Origin of the sequence: Oceanimonas marisflavi (assembly GCF_003049725.1) — a bacterium.
GTDB classification, from domain to species: domain Bacteria; phylum Pseudomonadota; class Gammaproteobacteria; order Enterobacterales; family Aeromonadaceae; genus Oceanimonas; species Oceanimonas marisflavi.
Genome location: NZ_QAGM01000012.1, coordinates 68450 through 84454, shown reverse-complemented (window position 1 = coordinate 84454; position 16005 = coordinate 68450). Strand labels below are relative to the sequence as shown.

The 16005-nt window shown below is 62.4% G+C and carries 15 protein-coding genes and 4 tRNA genes; 15 read left to right on the top strand and 4 right to left on the bottom strand.

Annotation, left to right across the window (positions count from 1 at the left end):
• Positions 1–70: 70 nt before the first annotated feature.
• The 8 genes from DA373_RS09425 (at position 71) to DA373_RS09390 (ending at position 8777) form a co-directional block, all read left to right on the top strand.
• Positions 71–1510: a sensor histidine kinase gene (locus tag DA373_RS09425; protein ID WP_107852058.1), complete on the top strand. Its 1440-nt coding sequence runs from the start codon at positions 71–73 to the stop codon at positions 1508–1510.
• Entirely contained in the window at positions 1503–2000 is a 498-nt protein-coding gene (locus DA373_RS09420; RefSeq protein WP_107852057.1) for a hypothetical protein, read from the top strand. Before DA373_RS09425 ends, DA373_RS09420 begins: the two co-directional genes overlap by 8 nt.
• The gene (locus DA373_RS09415; RefSeq protein WP_107852056.1) at positions 1997–3337 is read left to right on the top strand and encodes a sigma 54-interacting transcriptional regulator; all 1341 of its coding nucleotides are present in this window, start codon (positions 1997–1999) and stop codon (positions 3335–3337) included. Before DA373_RS09420 ends, DA373_RS09415 begins: the two co-directional genes overlap by 4 nt.
• A 59-nt stretch (positions 3338–3396) precedes the next feature.
• A complete protein-coding gene (gene msrP, locus DA373_RS09410) occupies positions 3397–4413 on the top strand; it encodes a protein-methionine-sulfoxide reductase catalytic subunit MsrP (protein ID WP_107852055.1) in 1017 nt (338 codons plus the stop codon).
• Positions 4413–5009: a protein-methionine-sulfoxide reductase heme-binding subunit MsrQ gene (locus DA373_RS09405; protein ID WP_107852054.1), complete on the top strand. Its 597-nt coding sequence runs from the start codon at positions 4413–4415 to the stop codon at positions 5007–5009. The genes msrP and DA373_RS09405 overlap by 1 nt, the downstream gene beginning before the upstream one ends.
• 121 nt (positions 5010–5130) lie before the next feature.
• The gene (locus DA373_RS09400) at positions 5131–5592 is read left to right on the top strand and encodes a hypothetical protein (RefSeq protein ID WP_107852053.1); all 462 of its coding nucleotides are present in this window, start codon (positions 5131–5133) and stop codon (positions 5590–5592) included.
• A gap of 155 nt (positions 5593–5747) precedes the next feature.
• Positions 5748–7670, top strand: coding sequence for a DNA topoisomerase III (locus DA373_RS09395; protein ID WP_107852052.1), 1923 nt, complete (start codon positions 5748–5750; stop codon positions 7668–7670).
• Positions 7671–7712: 42 nt separating this feature from the next.
• Positions 7713–8777, top strand: a complete 1065-nt coding sequence (locus DA373_RS09390; RefSeq protein ID WP_114692580.1) for a trypsin-like peptidase domain-containing protein — start codon at positions 7713–7715, stop codon at positions 8775–8777.
• A gap of 162 nt (positions 8778–8939) precedes the next feature.
• On the opposite strand, the gene DA373_RS09385 is transcribed toward DA373_RS09390, so the two are convergent.
• The 3 genes from DA373_RS09385 to DA373_RS09375 are packed head-to-tail and all read right to left on the bottom strand — an operon-like array spanning position 8940 to position 10809.
• On the bottom strand, positions 8940–9806 hold the full coding sequence (locus DA373_RS09385; RefSeq protein WP_107852051.1) for a carbon-nitrogen hydrolase family protein: 867 nt from the start codon (positions 9804–9806) through the stop codon (positions 8940–8942).
• Entirely contained in the window at positions 9803–10402 is a 600-nt protein-coding gene (locus DA373_RS09380) for a GNAT family N-acetyltransferase (protein WP_107852050.1), read from the bottom strand. Before DA373_RS09380 ends, DA373_RS09385 begins: the two co-directional genes overlap by 4 nt.
• The gene (locus DA373_RS09375; RefSeq protein ID WP_107852049.1) at positions 10399–10809 is read right to left on the bottom strand and encodes a ketosteroid isomerase-related protein; all 411 of its coding nucleotides are present in this window, start codon (positions 10807–10809) and stop codon (positions 10399–10401) included. The genes DA373_RS09380 and DA373_RS09375 overlap by 4 nt, the downstream gene beginning before the upstream one ends.
• Positions 10810–10996: 187 nt before the next feature.
• Between DA373_RS09375 and murB the strand changes: the two genes are divergently transcribed.
• Both murB and birA read left to right on the top strand, forming a co-directional pair.
• Positions 10997–12025 carry a UDP-N-acetylmuramate dehydrogenase gene (gene murB, locus DA373_RS09370; protein ID WP_107852048.1) on the top strand — a complete coding sequence of 343 codons (1029 nt, stop codon included), beginning with the start codon at positions 10997–10999 and terminating at the stop codon, positions 12023–12025.
• On the top strand, positions 12013–12978 hold the full coding sequence (gene birA, locus DA373_RS09365; protein ID WP_107852047.1) for a bifunctional biotin--[acetyl-CoA-carboxylase] ligase/biotin operon repressor BirA: 966 nt from the start codon (positions 12013–12015) through the stop codon (positions 12976–12978). Before murB ends, birA begins: the two co-directional genes overlap by 13 nt.
• Before the next feature lie 166 nt (positions 12979–13144).
• Here birA and coaA read toward each other — a convergent pair whose 3' ends face one another.
• The gene (gene coaA / locus DA373_RS09360) at positions 13145–14086 is read right to left on the bottom strand and encodes a type I pantothenate kinase (protein ID WP_107852046.1); all 942 of its coding nucleotides are present in this window, start codon (positions 14084–14086) and stop codon (positions 13145–13147) included.
• A gap of 229 nt (positions 14087–14315) precedes the next feature.
• Between coaA and DA373_RS09355 the strand changes: the two genes are divergently transcribed.
• The 5 genes from DA373_RS09355 to tuf all read left to right on the top strand — a co-directional run bounded on the left by DA373_RS09355 (position 14316) and on the right by tuf (position 15988).
• Positions 14316–14391: transfer RNA gene (locus tag DA373_RS09355), tRNA-Thr, on the top strand.
• 10 nt (positions 14392–14401) lie between these two features.
• Positions 14402–14486 (top strand) — tRNA-Tyr (locus tag DA373_RS09350).
• 66 nt (positions 14487–14552) lie between these two features.
• A tRNA-Gly gene (locus DA373_RS09345) sits at positions 14553–14627 on the top strand.
• 2 nt (positions 14628–14629) lie between these two features.
• Positions 14630–14705 (top strand) — tRNA-Thr (locus DA373_RS09340).
• 98 nt (positions 14706–14803) lie between these two features.
• Positions 14804–15988, top strand: coding sequence for an elongation factor Tu (gene tuf / locus DA373_RS09335; RefSeq protein ID WP_107852045.1), 1185 nt, complete (start codon positions 14804–14806; stop codon positions 15986–15988).
• Positions 15989–16005: the final 17 nt, after the last annotated feature.

Sequence of the window (16005 nt, the reverse complement as noted above, 5' to 3'; positions counted from 1 at the left end):
CGATCCGCCTTTGCCTGCATTTTTGTTATTCTGCCTTATTCCGGTTATTTCCCTGAGGAGCAAAAGGTTCATGTCAAAAGCGGCCCGCGGCTTTGCCCCCCGCTCATTGTTACGACTGGTGCTGATCGCCTTTATACTGGTGCTGTTACCGCTGATCCTGCTGGTCATTCAGAACAGCCGCAGCCTGGAGCGGGTGAACCGGCTGGCGGAAGACGGCATGCAGAGTGCGGTGATCGACACCCGCCGGGCTTCGGACATGAACGATCTGGCCCTCGACATGGAGCGCACCATTCGCCGCTATGCGGTGCTGGAGGTGCCCGAGCTGCGGTTGCAGTACCTGCGGCTGCTGGAGCGCTACCGCATGGAAATGGAGCCCCTGCTGAATGTGGTGGATGCGGGTGAGCTTGACGCCTCCCTGCGCCGGCAGCTGGTGGAGCTGGTGGACCTGGCTCAGGCCGGCGGCGCCGGGATTCGCCAGCGGGTGGCAATTTTTGACGAATTCAACCAGGCCAATGTGGCGCTGGACCGGCTGGCCCGGGAGCAGATCGACGTGCGCGTGGCCCGGGTGCGGGAGCAGGTGGTGCAGGTGCGCCAGCGCATGTGGCTGTTAAGCGGTGCCCTGGGGGGGGCCAGTCTGGTGCTGGCGCTGTTGTTTACCTACCTGATCATTCGCCCGGTACGCCAGCTGGAACGGCGCATTCTGAGCCTGGGCGACGGCGTTGAGCCCGACGAACGGCCCATCAGCGGCCCCGCCGAGCTGGTGGCGCTGGGCGAGCGGCTGAGCTGGCTGCACCACCGGCTGCGGGAGCTGGAAGCCCAGAAGCTGCAGTTTTTGCGGCACCTGTCCCACGAGCTGAAAACCCCGCTGGCGAGCCTTAGGGAAGGAGCGGATCTGCTGGCGGAAAAGGTGACCGGCCCGCTCACCGACGAGCAGGAGGAAATCTGTGAGCTGCTGGTGGACAACAGCTACCGGCTGCAGGGCCTGATTGAGCAACTGCTCGACTACAACCGCATTCAGCAGGTGCAGGTATACCGGCAGCCGGTGGCGCTCAGGCCGCTGTTGGAGGAAAGCCTGGATGCCCACCGGCTGGCCCTGGAAAACAAGGGCATTCGCGTCAGTCTGACGCTGGATGACAGCGAACCCCTGGCCGACAATCACCGGCTGCGGCTGGTGCTCGACAACCTGATCTCCAACGCCGTCAACTATGGTGACGCCGACGGCGAAATCGCCATTCGTGCCGGCGCCGGTGAGGGGGAATATGTGCTGCGGGTGGCCAACACCGGCGGCCCCATTCCAGCCGCCGACCGGGAGCGTATTTTTGAACCTTTCGTACAGGGCAGTCAGGAACGCAAGGGCGTGCTCAAGGGCTCGGGTATCGGCCTGAGCATAGCGCGGGAAGCGGCGGCCAGCATGGGCGGCCGTCTGACCCTGGATTCATCACAACCGGGCTGGGTCTGCTTTGAACTGGGGCTGCCCGGGTTCGGCAATGAAGGAAAACATCATGAATAAACTCTGGGCCTGTGGCCTGATGGCGCTGCTGCTGGGCGGCTGCAGCTCGCAAATGTCGTTTCCTTTCGACGATTTTCACCTGCCGACCTCCGTTGCGGCCACCGACAACACCGAGCTGCTGGAGTGGTTGCAGCTGTCGCACCGCATCATGCAAAGCGGCGAGGCCGAGCGCCAGCAGGAGATGGCCCGGCTGCAGCAGGCCCAGGCCTCCAATGAGCTGGTGCTGGCCCTGTGGCTGAGCCACCCCAAGGCCAACCTGGCCCAGCGGCAGCAGGCCCAGCAGCTGTTCAGCAAGGCGTTGCCCGGCGTCAATACTCGCTTGCAGCAGTTTTTCGCCCTGCATCAGGCCTACAATCAGGAACTGATCACCTTTAACCGGGTGGTGACCGACCGGCAGCAGCAGATCAATACCCTGACCCGCAAACTGAACGAGCTGGCCACCATAGACGAGCAGATCAACGAGCGTCGCTACCAGGAAAACGGACAATGAAGCGCAAGGCGAGAATACTGCTGGTGGACGACGACGCCAGCCTGCTGAAGCTGCTCGGGCTGCGGCTGAAAAGCGAGGGGTTCGAGGTGGCCACCGCCACCTCCGGCGCCGAGGCGCTGGAATGGCTGGAGCGGGAGCGCCCCGATCTGGTGCTGAGCGATTTGCGCATGGACGGCATGGATGGTCTGGCGCTGTTTGATCGCATTCAGCGTCAGCACGTCGGCCTGCCGGTGGTGATCATGACCGCCCACGGCTCCATTACCGATGCGGTCTCCGCCACCCGCTCCGGCGTGTTCGGCTTTCTCACCAAGCCCATCGACAAGGAAGCCCTGCGCCGCACCATTCACGAGGCCCTGGCGGTGTCGCTGCCGGCCTTTGAGGACGACTGGCAGCACGAAATGCTGACCCGCAGCCCGGCCATGACCGGCGTGCTGGAGCAGGCCAGGCGCATTGCCCCCCTCGACATCAGCGTGCTGATCACCGGCCCTGCCGGCGCCGGCAAGGAGCTGATGGCGCGGGTGCTGCATCAGGCCAGCCCGCAGCGGGATCATCCCTTTGTGGCGCTTAACTGCGGCTCCCTGCCCGAGCCGTTGCTGGAGTCGGAGCTGTTCGGTCATGTACGCGGTGCCTTTGACGGGGCCGACGCCGATTATGCCGGTGTGCTGCTGACCGCCGCCGGCGGCACCCTGTTGCTGGACGAGGTGGAAGAGCTGCCGGCCCGGCTGCAAAGCCGGCTGCTGCGGGCGCTGGAGCAGCAGGAGGTACGCCCCCGGGGCGGCAACCGCAATATCAAAACCGATGTGCGGGTGCTGTCGGCGTCCAGTCGGGATCTGGTAGCGGCCATGGAGCAGGGGCGCTTTCGGGAAGATCTGTTCTACCGGCTCAACGTGGTTAATCTGGCGCTGCCGGCGCTGAAGGAGCGGCCGGAAGACATTCCCCTGCTGGCCCGGCATTTTCTGGAGCAGATCCGTCAGCGTCAGGCCACCCAGGTAACCGGCTTTGCCCCCGAGGCGCTGGCGCTGCTGGCGTCGGCGCCCTGGCCGGGCAATGTGCGCCAGCTGCTCAACCTGGTGGAGCAGGCGGTGGCCATGGCCTCGGCGCCGGTGATTGGCGCCCAGCTGATCGAGAGCCTGCTCACCGGCAGTGGCGAGCAGTTTCCCACCTTTAACGAAGCCAGAGCGGAGTTCGAGCGCATGTATCTCAACAAGGTATTGCGCATGACCGACGGCAACGTGACTCAGGCCGCCGCTCTGGCCGGGCGCAACCGCTCCGACTTTTACAAGTTGCTCAGTCGCCACGGTATTGAAGCCAGTGCCTTCAAACGCAAACAGGACTGACGAAAGATTTTTGCGGTTGTCTGGCTCTTTGTAGGCAAAACGCGTTTACAGGAGTTTGCATGCTTATCAAGGTTCGAAAAAAGTCGGCGCTCGCCGAGCATCAGGTCACCCCTGAAGCCGTGTATCGCCAGCGCCGCCGCATCATTCAGGGGCTGGGATTGGGCGCAGCGGCCCTCAGCCTGCCCGCCGGCGCCAGTGTGCTGGACCGGCTGCTGGGCCGGGAGGAAGCGGGCGCCGTGGCCGGCCCAGGGCAAATGCCGCTGAGCTTTGACCGGCCCGAAGCCTACCGGCTGGCGCTGACGCCTACCGCCGAAAAGGTGGCCACCAGCTACAACAACTTCTACGAGTTCGGTACCGACAAGTCGGACCCCCTGCGCTACGCTCAGGGGCTGAAAACCCGGCCCTGGACCATAGAGATAGATGGCGAGGTGGACAAGCCGCAAACCATAGACGTCTGGGCCTGGATGGAAAAGCAACGGCTGGAAGAGCGCATCTACCGCCATCGCTGTGTGGAAGCCTGGTCCATGGTCATTCCCTGGCTGGGGGTACCCCTGGCCAGCATCATCAGGGCGGCCAACCCTACCTCAAAAGCCAAATACGTGGCCTTTGAAACCCTCTACGATCCGGAGCAGATGCGCGGCCAGGCGTCCCGCTATGTAGGTGGCGGCATCGACTACCCCTATGTGGAAGGACTGCGCATCGACGAAGCCATGAATCCGCTCAGTCTGCTGGTGGTGGGCATGTACGGCAAGACCCTGCTCAACCAGAACGGTGCTCCGGTACGGCTGGTGGTGCCCTGGAAATACGGTTTCAAGGGCATCAAGTCCATTGTGCGTATTACCCTCACCGAGCGGCAGCCCCCCTGCACCTGGAATCAGCTGGCCTCTTATGAATATGGCTTCTACGCCAACGTCAACCCGAACGTGGATCATCCGCGCTGGAGCCAGGCCAGCGAGCGGGTGATTGGCGAAGGCGGCCTGTTTGGCAGCGAGCGCCAGCCCACCCTGATGTTTAACGGCTACGAAGAAGAAGTGGCCTCGCTCTATGCCGGCATGGATCTGAGGAAATTTTACTGATGCGGATTGACGCCACTCGCCTGGGCCGGCTGCGGGTGCTGGTGCACGGCCTGGCGGTGCTGCCGCTGCTGTGGTTGCCCTGGGGCTTTGCCGCCGGCCATTTCAGCGCCGATCCCGTGCCCGAACTGCTGCATTACCTTGGCATCTGGGCATTGCGTCTGCTGTTGCTGACCCTGTGTATTTCCCCCCTGGCCAGACGCTTTCGTCTTGGCCCCCTGGTGCGGCTGCGCCGGGCGGTAGGATTGTGGTGCTTTACCTATGCCAGCCTGCACCTGCTGGCCTGGGTGCTGCTGGATCTGCAACTGGCCTGGGGCCTGATTGGGGAAGAGATCATCAAGCGGGGCTTTATTACCCTTGGCATGGCTGCCTGGGTGGTGCTGTTGCTGCTGGCCATCACCTCCACTCAAGGGTGGCAACGGCGTCTCGGCCGGCGCTGGCAGCGCCTGCACAACTGGATTTACACCACTGTGCTGGTGGTGTGCGTGCATTTCTGGTGGTCGGTGAAATCGGGCTGGATAGAGCCCCTGGTCTACCTGCTGGCCGCGCTGCTGCTGCTGTCGCTGCGGCGGGACAAGCTGACCCGGCTGCGGCGGTGATGCCGCTTCGGTTTTCCGCTACCGCCTGAATGGGTCGGCTGTTCAGGTTGCGGCGGTGATGCTGCCAATGTTTTCCGCTACACTGGCGGCAGTCAATTTTTCTGCCGCCATGGAGTAACCGATGGACGATCAACTGTGGGCCCTGTGTTTTCTCGATGAGGGAATAGCGCTGTCCATCATCAGTCGCAAGGAAACCCGCTGTCAGTGGCTGGCCGGTGAAAACCAGGCCAAAGAGTTTGTGCTCACCGACTACCTGCACCACGTGGCCGAGCTGGGCGAGCTGGATCCGGATCAGCATATTGCCGCCCGGGAACGCTTTGAGCTGCTGATGGAGCAGTTTCCCGATCCTCAGGTGCTTACCGAATACCTCAACGATCTTACCACCGGCCTGACCCGTATCGTCTGGTTCGGTCCGCTGCAGGCCCTGGCCGAGGACTATTCCGACTTTGCCCTGGCGCTGCGCGCCCATTACTGGGACGAATACGGCGAAGGCGACGAAGATCCGGTCACCCCGGTGCCCGAAGCCGACTGGCCCTATCTGGTTGAAAGCATGGACGACTTTCTGTTGAATGAGGATTACTGAGCTGGGGGGAGTGGGCCAATGATGCTGTTTGGGGCCTGTTGTAGCTGCCGCTTTAGCCGGCAGGACCTGCGAGAGCAGGTCTGGGTTACCGGCGATGCCGGTATGCGCCAACTAAAGTGGCGCCTACAGCCTTGTCCCAGTTTCAGACGATCCTCATGATTCTTTATATCGCCGAAAAACCCAGCCTGGCCCGGGCTCTGGCCGAGGTGTTGCCAAAGCCCCAGCAAAAGGGCGAGGGCTTTATTCGCCTGGCCAACGGCGACGTGGTGACCTGGTGCATCGGCCACCTGCTGGAGCAGGCCGAGCCCGACGCCTATGATCCCGCCTTCAAACAGTGGCGGCGCGAGCACCTGCCGATCATTCCCGACGACTGGAAGCTGGTGCCCAAGCCCAAGACCAAAAAGCAGCTGGCGGTGGTCAAAAAGCTGCTCAGGGAGGCCGGCACCATAGTCCATGCCGGCGACCCGGACCGCGAAGGCCAGCTGCTGGTGGATGAGGTGATCAGCTACTGCAGGGTGCCCGCCGCCAAGCGTGGAGCGGTGCAGCGCTGTCTTATCAGCGACCTCAACCCGGCGGCGGTGAAAAAGTCCCTGGCCGCGCTCAGGCCCAACACCGACTTCGTGCCCCTGTCGGTATCGGCCCTGGCCCGCTCCCGGGCCGACTGGCTGTATGGCATCAACATGACCCGGCTCTGTACCCTGGCCGGCCGCAGCATGGGCTATAACGGCGTGCTCTCGGTGGGCCGGGTGCAAACCCCGGTGCTGGGGCTGGTGGTGCGCAGGGACAGAGACATCGCCGACTTTCAGCCCAAGCCCTTTTATGAGGTGCAGGCGCTGCTGCAGACAGAGAGCGATGAGCAATTTCGCGCCAAATGGCAGCCAAGCCGGGCCTGTCAGCCCTGGCAGGACGAAGAGGGCCGGGTGCTGTCCCGGGGGTTGGCGGAAAACGTCGTTCGACGCATCACTGGTCAGCCGGGAACCGTGCTGGCCGCCGACAGCAAGCGCCAGCGCATTCCACCGCCGCTACCCTATAACCTGTCGGCCCTGCAGATTGACGCCGCCCGTCGCTTTGGTCTCAGCGCCAAGCGCGTGCTGGATGTGTGTCAGGGCTTGTATGAACGACACAAGCTGATCACCTATCCACGCTCCGACAACCGTTACCTGCCTGCCGAGCACTTCGCTCAGGGGCCGTCGGTGCTGGCGGCCATCGCCGCCGTCTGTCCGGCGCTGGCTTCGGCCACGGCGCAGGCCGACACCGGCATGCGTGGCCGGGCCTGGAACGACAGCAAGGTGGAAGCCCATCATGCCATTATTCCCACCACCCGAAAAACCGACGGCGCCCGGCTGTCGGAAGACGAGCGCCGCATCTACGAGCTGGTGGCCCGCCAGTATGCCGCCCAGTTTTACCCCCATCAGGAGCTGGACGAAAAAAAGGTGGAAGTGGAGATCGCCGGTGGCCGCTTTCTGGCCAGAGCCCGGCAGCAGCGAGTGGCGGGCTGGAAGGCGCTGTTTGCCAGAAACAAGGCCGACGAGCCGGAAGACGAGGAGCTGCAGTCCCGGCTGCCGGCGTTAAAGGCAGGGGACAGGGTGCAGTGTCTGCAGGGCGAGCTGCAGGAAAAACAGACGCAGCCACCCAAGCCCTTTACCGATGCCACCCTGCTCGCGGCCATGACCCATATTGCCCGCTATGTCACCGACGCCGGGCTGAAGAAAATTCTGCGGGACACCGACGGCCTGGGCACAGAGGCGACCCGGGCGGGTATTATCGAACTGCTGTTCAAGCGGGGCTTTCTCGAGCGTCGGGGCCGGCAGATCCATGCCACCGAGGCGGGGGGCCGGCTGATAGACAGCCTGCCCGACTCCGCCACCACCCCCGATATGACCGCCCGCTGGGAAGCGGTGCTGGACGCCATCAGCCGCAAACAGGCGGGCTACCGCCAGTTTATGGATGAGCTGCAGGGCCAGCTGCCGGCACTGATCGACAGCCTGCGCCCCGAGTCCTTTCGTGGTCTGCAGGGCGGCAAACCGCCGCGTCCGCGCCGGACCGCCGGCAAGGGCAGACGCCGGGCCAAGGCCTGAGTACGCTATGCTTAGGCTTTTACTCTTCAGCGGAAAGCCTGCATGAAATCCAGCCTGCCCCTTCTGTTTTTCTCCCTGCTGCTGGCCGGCTGCGGCATGAGTGCCGGCGAACAGCAACAGGCTGGCTATGCGGCCCGGCTGGCCGGCGATGACAATACCGCCTTTGACCATTACCGGCAGGCCGCCGCCAGTGCCGATCAGCCCGAGGCCCGCTACCGGCTGGCGCAAATGTATCTGGATGGGCGGGGTACGGCGCAAAACACCGCCGAGGCCATTCGGTGGCTGGAGCGACTGAGCGACAGCAAGGATCCCCGGTGGCAGGCTCAGGCTCATAAACTGCTGGGACAGATCTATGTCAGCGAGCACGATCCGGCGGTTCGGGATCGCGGGCGTGCCGCAAGACACTTTGCCGCCTGTGCCAGGCTGGGGGATGACGACTGTGTGCGCCAACAGGCCCTGCTGACGCCCCCGCGGCTGCAACTGGTCTCTGCACCGGGGCCGGCCCTGTCGGCCGCCACCCTCTATGGCGAGCGCGGGCCGGCGGTGTACAAGGTGGTGGTCTATGAGCAGCTGGGGGCCGGCCTGGAGCCCCTGAGTCTGGGCTCGGCGGTGGCCATTGACCCTTACCGGGCGGTGACCAGCTATCATCAGGTGGCCGCCGGGGGCGTGCCGGTCACCATTGCCCGGCAGGACGGCCAGCCGGTGCGTGAAGCAGACATTCTGGTATGGCGGGTGCTGTATACGGATCCGGTGCGGGATCTGGCGCTGCTGACTCTGAAGGACGGCGGCCGGCTCGACTACACCAGCCGAGCCCGTTCGGTGGAGCGGCTGCAGGTAGGGGAAAAGGTGTTTGCCATCGGCGCCCCGGCCGGGCTCGACAAGACCCTGACCGAAGGCATTGTCTCCGCCCGGCGCAGCGAAAACGGGGTGCGCCTTATTCAGACCACGGCCCCCATCAGCTATGGCTCGTCCGGCGGCGGCCTGTTTGATGAAAGCGGCAACCTGGTGGGCATTACCACCAGGGGGGTGACCGCCTGGGGCAACTTCAACTTTGCCGTGGCCGCCGACGAAATTCAGGCCTTTCTGGCGGAGAGTGCTTCTCCCTGAATTACCCGCAGGCGCAGCCTTGGTGACAGGAAGCAACAGCAGGGATTGCCGTAGCCGACCGTCAAATGCCAGGGAAGGCATTTGCCGAGCGTCACATGGAGGTGCTCGAAGCGTGTCGGCGCAGGTAACCCTGCTGGTGCTTCCCGCAACGGGCTCAAAGGTTTAGTAAGCCAGCTGGCCGTCCCAGTCCCTGTGGTTGAATACCTGCCCCTGGGCGCGTACGGTTTCCAGCGCGTCCAGATCCAGCGTGGCCACCACCCAGCCGGGCTGGTTATCCTCGCCCATGACTAGAATGCCGTCGTCGGGATAGCCGTAGTCCACCGGAGTGTAGATGGCGGCGCGACCTGTGTTTACATCCACCGCTTCCGACCAGGGCGCCTCGCCTATGGTGGGGGACTGGGCCACAAAGCACTGATTTTCCAGTGCCCGGGCCTGGCTGCCGATACGCACCCGGTTAAAGCCCGCTTCGGTGTCGGTGCAGCTGGGCACCAGGATGAGCCGGGCGCCGGCTTCCACCTGGCGGCGCACGATCAACGGAAATTCGCTGTCATAGCACACCGCCACGCCCACCTTGCCAAAGGCGGTGTCGAGCACTTTTATTTCGTCGCCAGCGCTGATGTGCCACTGCTCCTTTTCAAAGCGGGTCATCTGCAGCTTGTCCTGCCAGTCGTGGCTGCCGTCCGGGCGAAACAGGTGGGCGCGGTTAACAAAGCGGCCGTCACTCAGTCGCACCGGAATGGTGCCTGCCAGAATATGCAGGCCGTGCTGCTCGGCCCGGCCGGAAAAGTAATCGATAAAGTCCGGCAGCAGGGTCTGCATGGCATCGAGCTGGGCGCTCAGGGAGCGGTAAACCGGCTCGTCAAACAGCGAGGCCAGCTCCATGGAAAAGTATTCCGGCAGCAACACAAAGCTGGCATTTTGCGCCAGGGCGTCGGCCAGCAGCCGGTCCAGCTTTTGCTCAAAAGCGGGCCAGTTGCCGAGAAAGTCGATGGAATACTGGGCGCAGGCCAGCACCAGAGGCTGAGTCACTGTGATACCTCCAGGGATTTCAGGTAAAACTGCATGGGTTTGTCGGTTTCCTCGTTCCGATCTCTGTCCTTCCAGCGAAACTGGGTACGCAGGCCGGGGGCGGGCTGATAGCCGAAGCGGGCCCAGACATCGGTCAGCGGCCGGTAATTGGCGGGCTTAAGGGGGTGATCGTCCGGACGCACCACGGCGCAGAAGGCGGCGGTGTCAAAGCCCAGCTCCCGGGCGTGAGCTTCCCGGCCGTCAAAAAAGGCCCGGTAAAGGCCCCGGCCCCGGTAGTCGGGCAGCAGCACCGACTCGGCGCAGTAAAAAATGCGTTCGGCATTCAGTCCGGCGACGGCAAAGGGGGCGCGAAATTCCGCCACCTCCTCGGCCAGGGGCAGGCCGGTGGAGGCGCCCACCACCCGCTCACCGTCCAGGGCCAGCACGCAGATGCTGTGCTCGCATTGGGTGTAGGTGGCGAGGTAGTTCCTCTCGTAGTCCAGGCTGCCGTCGTAGAGATAGGGAAAGTCCCTGAATACCCGAATACGCAACCTGGCCAGATCGTTCAGCCAGGGTGTGAGGCCCTGGCCGGTGACGGTGACAATACGCAGGTTCATTGAATGACCTGGGCAATCCAGTCGTTCAGGTTGTAGTGGTTGCTGATGCGCGCCACCTTGTTGTCCCTGATTTCAAAAAAGGCGCCGGCGGGCAGGCGATAACGCTGGCCACCGGCCTGGGGCAGACCCTCGTCTGTGTTGAGGTATTCGCCCAGCACCACAAACTCGGCGGCACCCCGGTCGCCGGCCTCATTGACCATGATCACCATGTCCACCAGTTGCTCTTTATAGTGGTGGTTCATGCGCTCCATAAAGGCCGCAAAGGCGGCCTTGCCGGTTTCCCGGCCGCCCTGATTGATATCGTGTATCACATCCTCGGTCAGCAGGCCGAGAAAGGTGTCCATGTCGCCTTCGTTAAAGGCGCGATAATAGTCCTGGATTAACTGTTCACTCTGAGTACGGCTCATGGGGGCTCTCCTGATACGATGAACCCCTGATTTCAGGGTAAATGCCGGCGCTAATCAAGATGATGTCCGTCACTGGCGCGGTAAATCACTTTTTCCTGTGAGCAATAAACAGGGCTCACGCCGGGCCGGTTAACCCCGCCGGCGTCTTGGGGTACACTGCACCGGCATTTTTCCAGGACCCATCATCATGCCGAGCAACGCCCATTCACTTCTTTCCTATAACACCTTTGGCCTGAAACAGGAGGCCGATGAAGTGGTCATTCTGCAGCACAGAGAGCAGCTGGCGGAGCTGATCCGCTACCGTGGTCCCCGGCTGGTGGTAGGAGGGGGTTCCAACCTGTTGTTTACCGCTACTTTCAAGGGGCAGGTGGTGGTGAACCGGCTGACCGGCATTGAGGTGACTGAAACCAACGATGCCTGGCGGCTCAAGGTGGAAGGGGGAGAAAACTGGCACCGGCTGGTGTGTTATTGCCTGGAGCGGGGTATGCCGGGCCTCGAGAATCTGGCATTGATCCCGGGCACCGCCGGGGCCGCGCCCATTCAGAACATCGGCGCCTACGGTGTGGAGCTGTCCCGCTTCTGCGAACAAGTGGAAAGCATGGACTGGCACAGCGGCGAAACCCGCCTCTGGTCGGCGGATGAGTGTGCCTTTGGTTATCGCGACAGTGTGTTCAAGCATGCCGCCCGGCATCATCTGATCCTCAGCATTACCCTGCGCCTGCCCAAGGTCTGGCGACCGGTGCTGGGTTATGGCCCGCTGGCGGCACTGGGCGAGGACGCCACCGCCCGGCGAGTGTTTGAGCTGGTCTGCGCCACCCGCCGGGCCAAACTGCCGGATCCCGCCGAGCTCGGCAATGCGGGCAGCTTTTTCAAAAATCCCAAGGTCAGCCAGGCTCAGGCCGATGCCCTGCAGCTGGCCTGGCCCGAGCTGCCGCTGTATCCCGCAGAAGACGGGCTGGTAAAGCTGGCCGCCGGCTGGCTGATCGACCAGGCCGGGCTCAAGGGCACCCGTGTGGGCGGCGCCGCCGTGCATCAGCAGCAGGCCCTGGTGCTGGTCAACCGGGGGGGCGCCACGGCGGAAGACGTACTGCGGCTGGCGGCGCTGGTGAGGGAGCGGGTCAGTGATCGCTTTGGCGTGATGCTGGAGCCGGAAGTGCGCATGATTGGCCCGCAGGGCGAAACCCACCTGGACGAGGCGCTGTCATGGCTGAACTGACCCCCCTGCGCGAACAGCTGCTGCGTTGCCTGGCCGACGGCCAGTTTCATTCCGGCGAGCAGCTGGGCGACGCCCTGAGCGTGAGCCGGGCGGCGGTGAGCAAGCATGTACAGGCGCTCAAGAGTCTGGGGCTGGATATTTACAGCGTCAGCGGCAAGGGCTACCGGCTGGCGGTACCGCTGCAGTTGCTTGACCCCGAGCGGCTGGCCCGGGCCCTGGCGCCGGTCCGGGTGGAAGTGGTGCCGGTGATCGGCTCCACCAACCAGCACTGGCTGGAACGGGTGGAGCAGCTTAACAAGGGGGATCTGTGCCTGGCTGAATGTCAGACCGCAGGCCGGGGCCGCCGGGGCCGCAGCTGGATTTCTCCCTTTGGCGGCCAGCTGGTCATGAGCCTGTACTGGCGGCTGGAGCAGGGCATGGCGGCGGCCATGGGGCTCAGTCTGGTGGTAGGCATTGCCGTGGTGGAAGCGCTGGAAAGCGCCGGTTTTGCCGGTGTGGCACTGAAGTGGCCCAACGACCTTTATCTGAACGGCCGCAAGCTGGCGGGCATACTGGTGGAGATGTCGGGCACCGCCGGCGGTCCCTGTCATCTGGTGATCGGCATGGGCCTGAACCTGGTGCTGCCTGCCACCGAGCAGGACAGGATCACTCAGCCCTGGGCCGAGCTGGCGGAGCTGGGGGAGATCAGCGACCGCAATGGCCTGGTGATCGCCCTGGCACAAGGCCTGCAGCAGGCGCTGGCACGCTTTGAGCAGGAAGGCATTGCCGGCTTTCGCGAGCGCTGGAACCGGCTTGATTATTTCAATGGCAAACCGGTACGGGTGCTGATGGGCGAACAGGTGGTGCACGGCACCGCCCGGGGTATCGATGAACAGGGCGCCCTGCTGCTGGAACTGGAAAACGGCGAGCTCAAACGCTACCTGGGCGGAGAAATCTCCCTGCGGGGGCAGTGAGGAGAAAGGGGAGAGGAGTGAGGGGGATCTCGCTCCCACGCTCCTGCGTGGGAGTGTCTATCTGGCTTGCAGACAGCTTGCCGTATAAGCGAGTTTCGGTATGCATTCCCACGCAGAGCGTGGGAACGAGGGCGCGACTTACGCCTCACCCCTCACTCCTTACGCCTCACTTTTTAAGCCGTATCTGCTCTATCTGATGATCCTGGCCCTTGGTCAGGATCAGCTCGGCCCGGTCCCGGGTCGGCAGTATGTTCTGCTTCAGGTTCTTGTAGTTGATTTCCTGCCAGATGCGGCTGGCGGTGGCCACCGCCTCTTCTTCGGTGAGCCGTGCATAGTGGTGAAAGTAGGAGTCGGGATCGGCAAAGGCGCCGGAGCGCAGCTTGAGAAAGCGCTCCACATACCAGGTTTTCAGCAGTCGCTCGTCGGCATCCACATATACCGAGAAGTCCACAAAGTCTGACACAAACACCCGGTGCGGATCGTGAGGGTAGTCCATGCCGCTCTGCAGCACATTCAGCCCTTCAATAATGACGATGTCCGCCTGCTCCACCGCGACTTCCTGGCCGGGCACAATATCGTAGGTGAGGTGGGAATAAACGGGCGCCCGAACATCCTGTTTGCCCGATTTGATATCGGACACAAACTGCACCAGCCGGCGCATGTCATAGGACTGGGGAAAGCCCTTTTTTTTCATCAGCCCCCGTCGTTCCAGCTCGGCGTTGGGATACAGAAAACCATCTGTAGTCACCAGGGTTACCCGCGGATGCTGGGGCCAGCGCTCCAGCAGCGCCTGCAGAATACGCGCCGTGGTGCTTTTGCCCACCGCCACCGAGCCGGCAATGCTGATCACATAAGGCACCCGGTGGTGTTCATTGCCGAGAAACTGATCCAGCACCCGGCTGCGTCGCTGCTTGGCTTTGACATAAAGGTTGAGCAGGCGGGACAGGGGCAGATAGATGTCCCGCACTTCGGCCAGGGAAACCCGATCGTTCATGCTGCGCAGACGCATCAGCTCGTCTTCGCTCAGGGGCAGTTGCACGGCATCGCGCAGCTCTGACCAGGTCTGGCGGGAAAAGGTCAGATAGGGGGAATGGGTGTCAGTCTTCATCAAGGGTGTCCTGTGAGTCGCCGACTGACCATACACCAAAGCCGCCTTGTTCAACAAGGCGAGGGGGGGCTGGCCATTGGTCGTAACGTGAGCTGACTCCCACCCTGAGAGTGAATAGCCGGTGGTTGTATGGTGCTTTTTTGCGCGCTTGAACTGTGCGGTGAAAAAACTTGGCCCAAGGGTGTTGCATAGAAGCATCTCCTTGCCATAGAATTCGTCCCGCTCGTGTGCCGGCATAGCTCAGTTGGTAGAGCAACTGACTTGTAATCAGTAGGTCGAGGGTTCGACTCCTTCTGCCGGCACCATTTAAAATTCGGAGGGGTTCCCGAGTGGCCAAAGGGATCAGACTGTAAATCTGACGGCTCCGCCTTCGCTGGTTCGAATCCAGCTCCCTCCACCAGTTTCCAGTGTTCGTCCCCGACGGGCATTGAAAAAGCGGTTTGAGGTCGTTCAAGTAAAGACCACCGCGGGCATCGTATAATGGCTATTACCTCAGCCTTCCAAGCTGATGATGCGGGTTCGATTCCCGCTGCCCGCTCCAGTGCTGATATAGCTCAGATGGTAGAGCGCACCCTTGGTAAGGGTGAGGTCCCCAGTTCGATTCTGGGTATCAGCACCACTTCTTTACTAAAGCACCCTCAAGCCTTTTTTGTTATATACTTCCTACTTGCGATTCGCGTGGTATAGCTCACCACCCAACCAGTTAGAGGGACGAGCATGTCTAAAGAAAAATTTGAACGTACGAAACCGCACGTTAACGTTGGTACCATCGGCCACGTTGACCACGGTAAAACGACTCTGACCGCTGCCATCACCAACGTCCTGGCCAAGCAGTTCGGTGGCGCTGCCCGCGCGTTCGACCAGATCGACAACGCCCCGGAAGAAAAGGCTCGTGGTATCACCATCGCCGCTTCCCACGTTGAGTACGACACCGAAAGCCGTCACTACGCTCACGTTGACTGCCCCGGCCACGCCGACTATGTGAAGAACATGATCACCGGTGCTGCCCAGATGGACGGCGCGATCCTGGTAGTAGCTGCCACCGACGGCCCCATGCCGCAAACCCGTGAGCACATCCTGCTGGCCCGCCAGGTAGGTGTACCTTACATCGTTGTGTTCATGAACAAGTGTGACATGGTTGACGATGAAGAGCTGCTCGAGCTGGTAGAAATGGAAGTGCGTGAGCTGCTGTCCGAGTACGACTTCCCGGGCGACGACATTCCGGTTATTCAGGGCTCCGCTCTGAAGGGCCTGGAAGGCGACGCCGAGTGGGAACCGAAGATTCTGGAACTGGCTGCTGCCCTGGACTCCTACATTCCGGATCCCGAGCGTGCCATTGACGGTGCCTTCCTGCTGCCGATCGAAGACGTATTCTCCATTCAAGGTCGTGGTACCGTGGTTACCGGTCGTGTAGAGCGCGGTATCATCAAGGTGGGTGAAGAAGTTGAAATCGTGGGTATCAAGGACACCACCAAGACCACCTGTACCGGCGTTGAAATGTTCCGCAAGCTGCTGGACGAAGGCCGTGCCGGTGAGAACGTGGGTGTGCTGCTGCGTGGTACCAAGCGTGAAGAAGTTGAGCGTGGTCAGGTTCTGGCCAAGCCGGGCTCCATCACCCCGCACACTCGTTTCGAGTCCGAAGTATACGTACTGTCCAAGGACGAAGGTGGCCGTCATACTCCGTTCTTCAAGGGCTACCGTCCTCAGTTCTACTTCCGTACCACTGACGTGACCGGTACCATCGAACTGCCGGAAGGCGTTGAGATGGTTATGCCTGGCGACAACATCAAGATGGACGTGAACCTGATTGCGCCCATCGCGATGGAAGAAGGTCTGCGCTTCGCCATCCGTGAAGGTGGCCGTACCGTTGGTGCTGGCGTTGTAGCCAAAATCATCGAGTAATAGCGCTTACAATCGCG

What these genes read in the sequence shown, in the direction of transcription:
- tuf (WP_107852045.1), top strand. Translation starts at nt 14,804, where the DNA reads ATGTCTAAAGAAAAATTTGAACGTACGAAACCGCACGTTAACGTTGGT.
- DA373_RS09375 (WP_107852049.1), bottom strand. Translation starts at nt 10,809, where the DNA reads ATGAGCCGTACTCAGAGTGAACAGTTAATCCAGGACTATTATCGCGCC.
- birA (WP_107852047.1), top strand. Translation starts at nt 12,013, where the DNA reads ATGGCTGAACTGACCCCCCTGCGCGAACAGCTGCTGCGTTGCCTGGCC.
- DA373_RS09380 (WP_107852050.1), bottom strand. Translation starts at nt 10,402, where the DNA reads ATGAACCTGCGTATTGTCACCGTCACCGGCCAGGGCCTCACACCCTGG.
- msrP (WP_107852055.1), top strand. Translation starts at nt 3,397, where the DNA reads ATGCTTATCAAGGTTCGAAAAAAGTCGGCGCTCGCCGAGCATCAGGTC.
- DA373_RS09395 (WP_107852052.1), top strand. Translation starts at nt 5,748, where the DNA reads ATGATTCTTTATATCGCCGAAAAACCCAGCCTGGCCCGGGCTCTGGCC.
- coaA (WP_107852046.1), bottom strand. Translation starts at nt 14,086, where the DNA reads ATGAAGACTGACACCCATTCCCCCTATCTGACCTTTTCCCGCCAGACC.
- DA373_RS09390 (WP_114692580.1), top strand. Translation starts at nt 7,713, where the DNA reads ATGAAATCCAGCCTGCCCCTTCTGTTTTTCTCCCTGCTGCTGGCCGGC.
- DA373_RS09415 (WP_107852056.1), top strand. Translation starts at nt 1,997, where the DNA reads ATGAAGCGCAAGGCGAGAATACTGCTGGTGGACGACGACGCCAGCCTG.
- murB (WP_107852048.1), top strand. Translation starts at nt 10,997, where the DNA reads ATGCCGAGCAACGCCCATTCACTTCTTTCCTATAACACCTTTGGCCTG.
- DA373_RS09420 (WP_107852057.1), top strand. Translation starts at nt 1,503, where the DNA reads ATGAATAAACTCTGGGCCTGTGGCCTGATGGCGCTGCTGCTGGGCGGC.
- DA373_RS09425 (WP_107852058.1), top strand. Translation starts at nt 71, where the DNA reads ATGTCAAAAGCGGCCCGCGGCTTTGCCCCCCGCTCATTGTTACGACTG.
- DA373_RS09405 (WP_107852054.1), top strand. Translation starts at nt 4,413, where the DNA reads ATGCGGATTGACGCCACTCGCCTGGGCCGGCTGCGGGTGCTGGTGCAC.
- DA373_RS09400 (WP_107852053.1), top strand. Translation starts at nt 5,131, where the DNA reads ATGGACGATCAACTGTGGGCCCTGTGTTTTCTCGATGAGGGAATAGCG.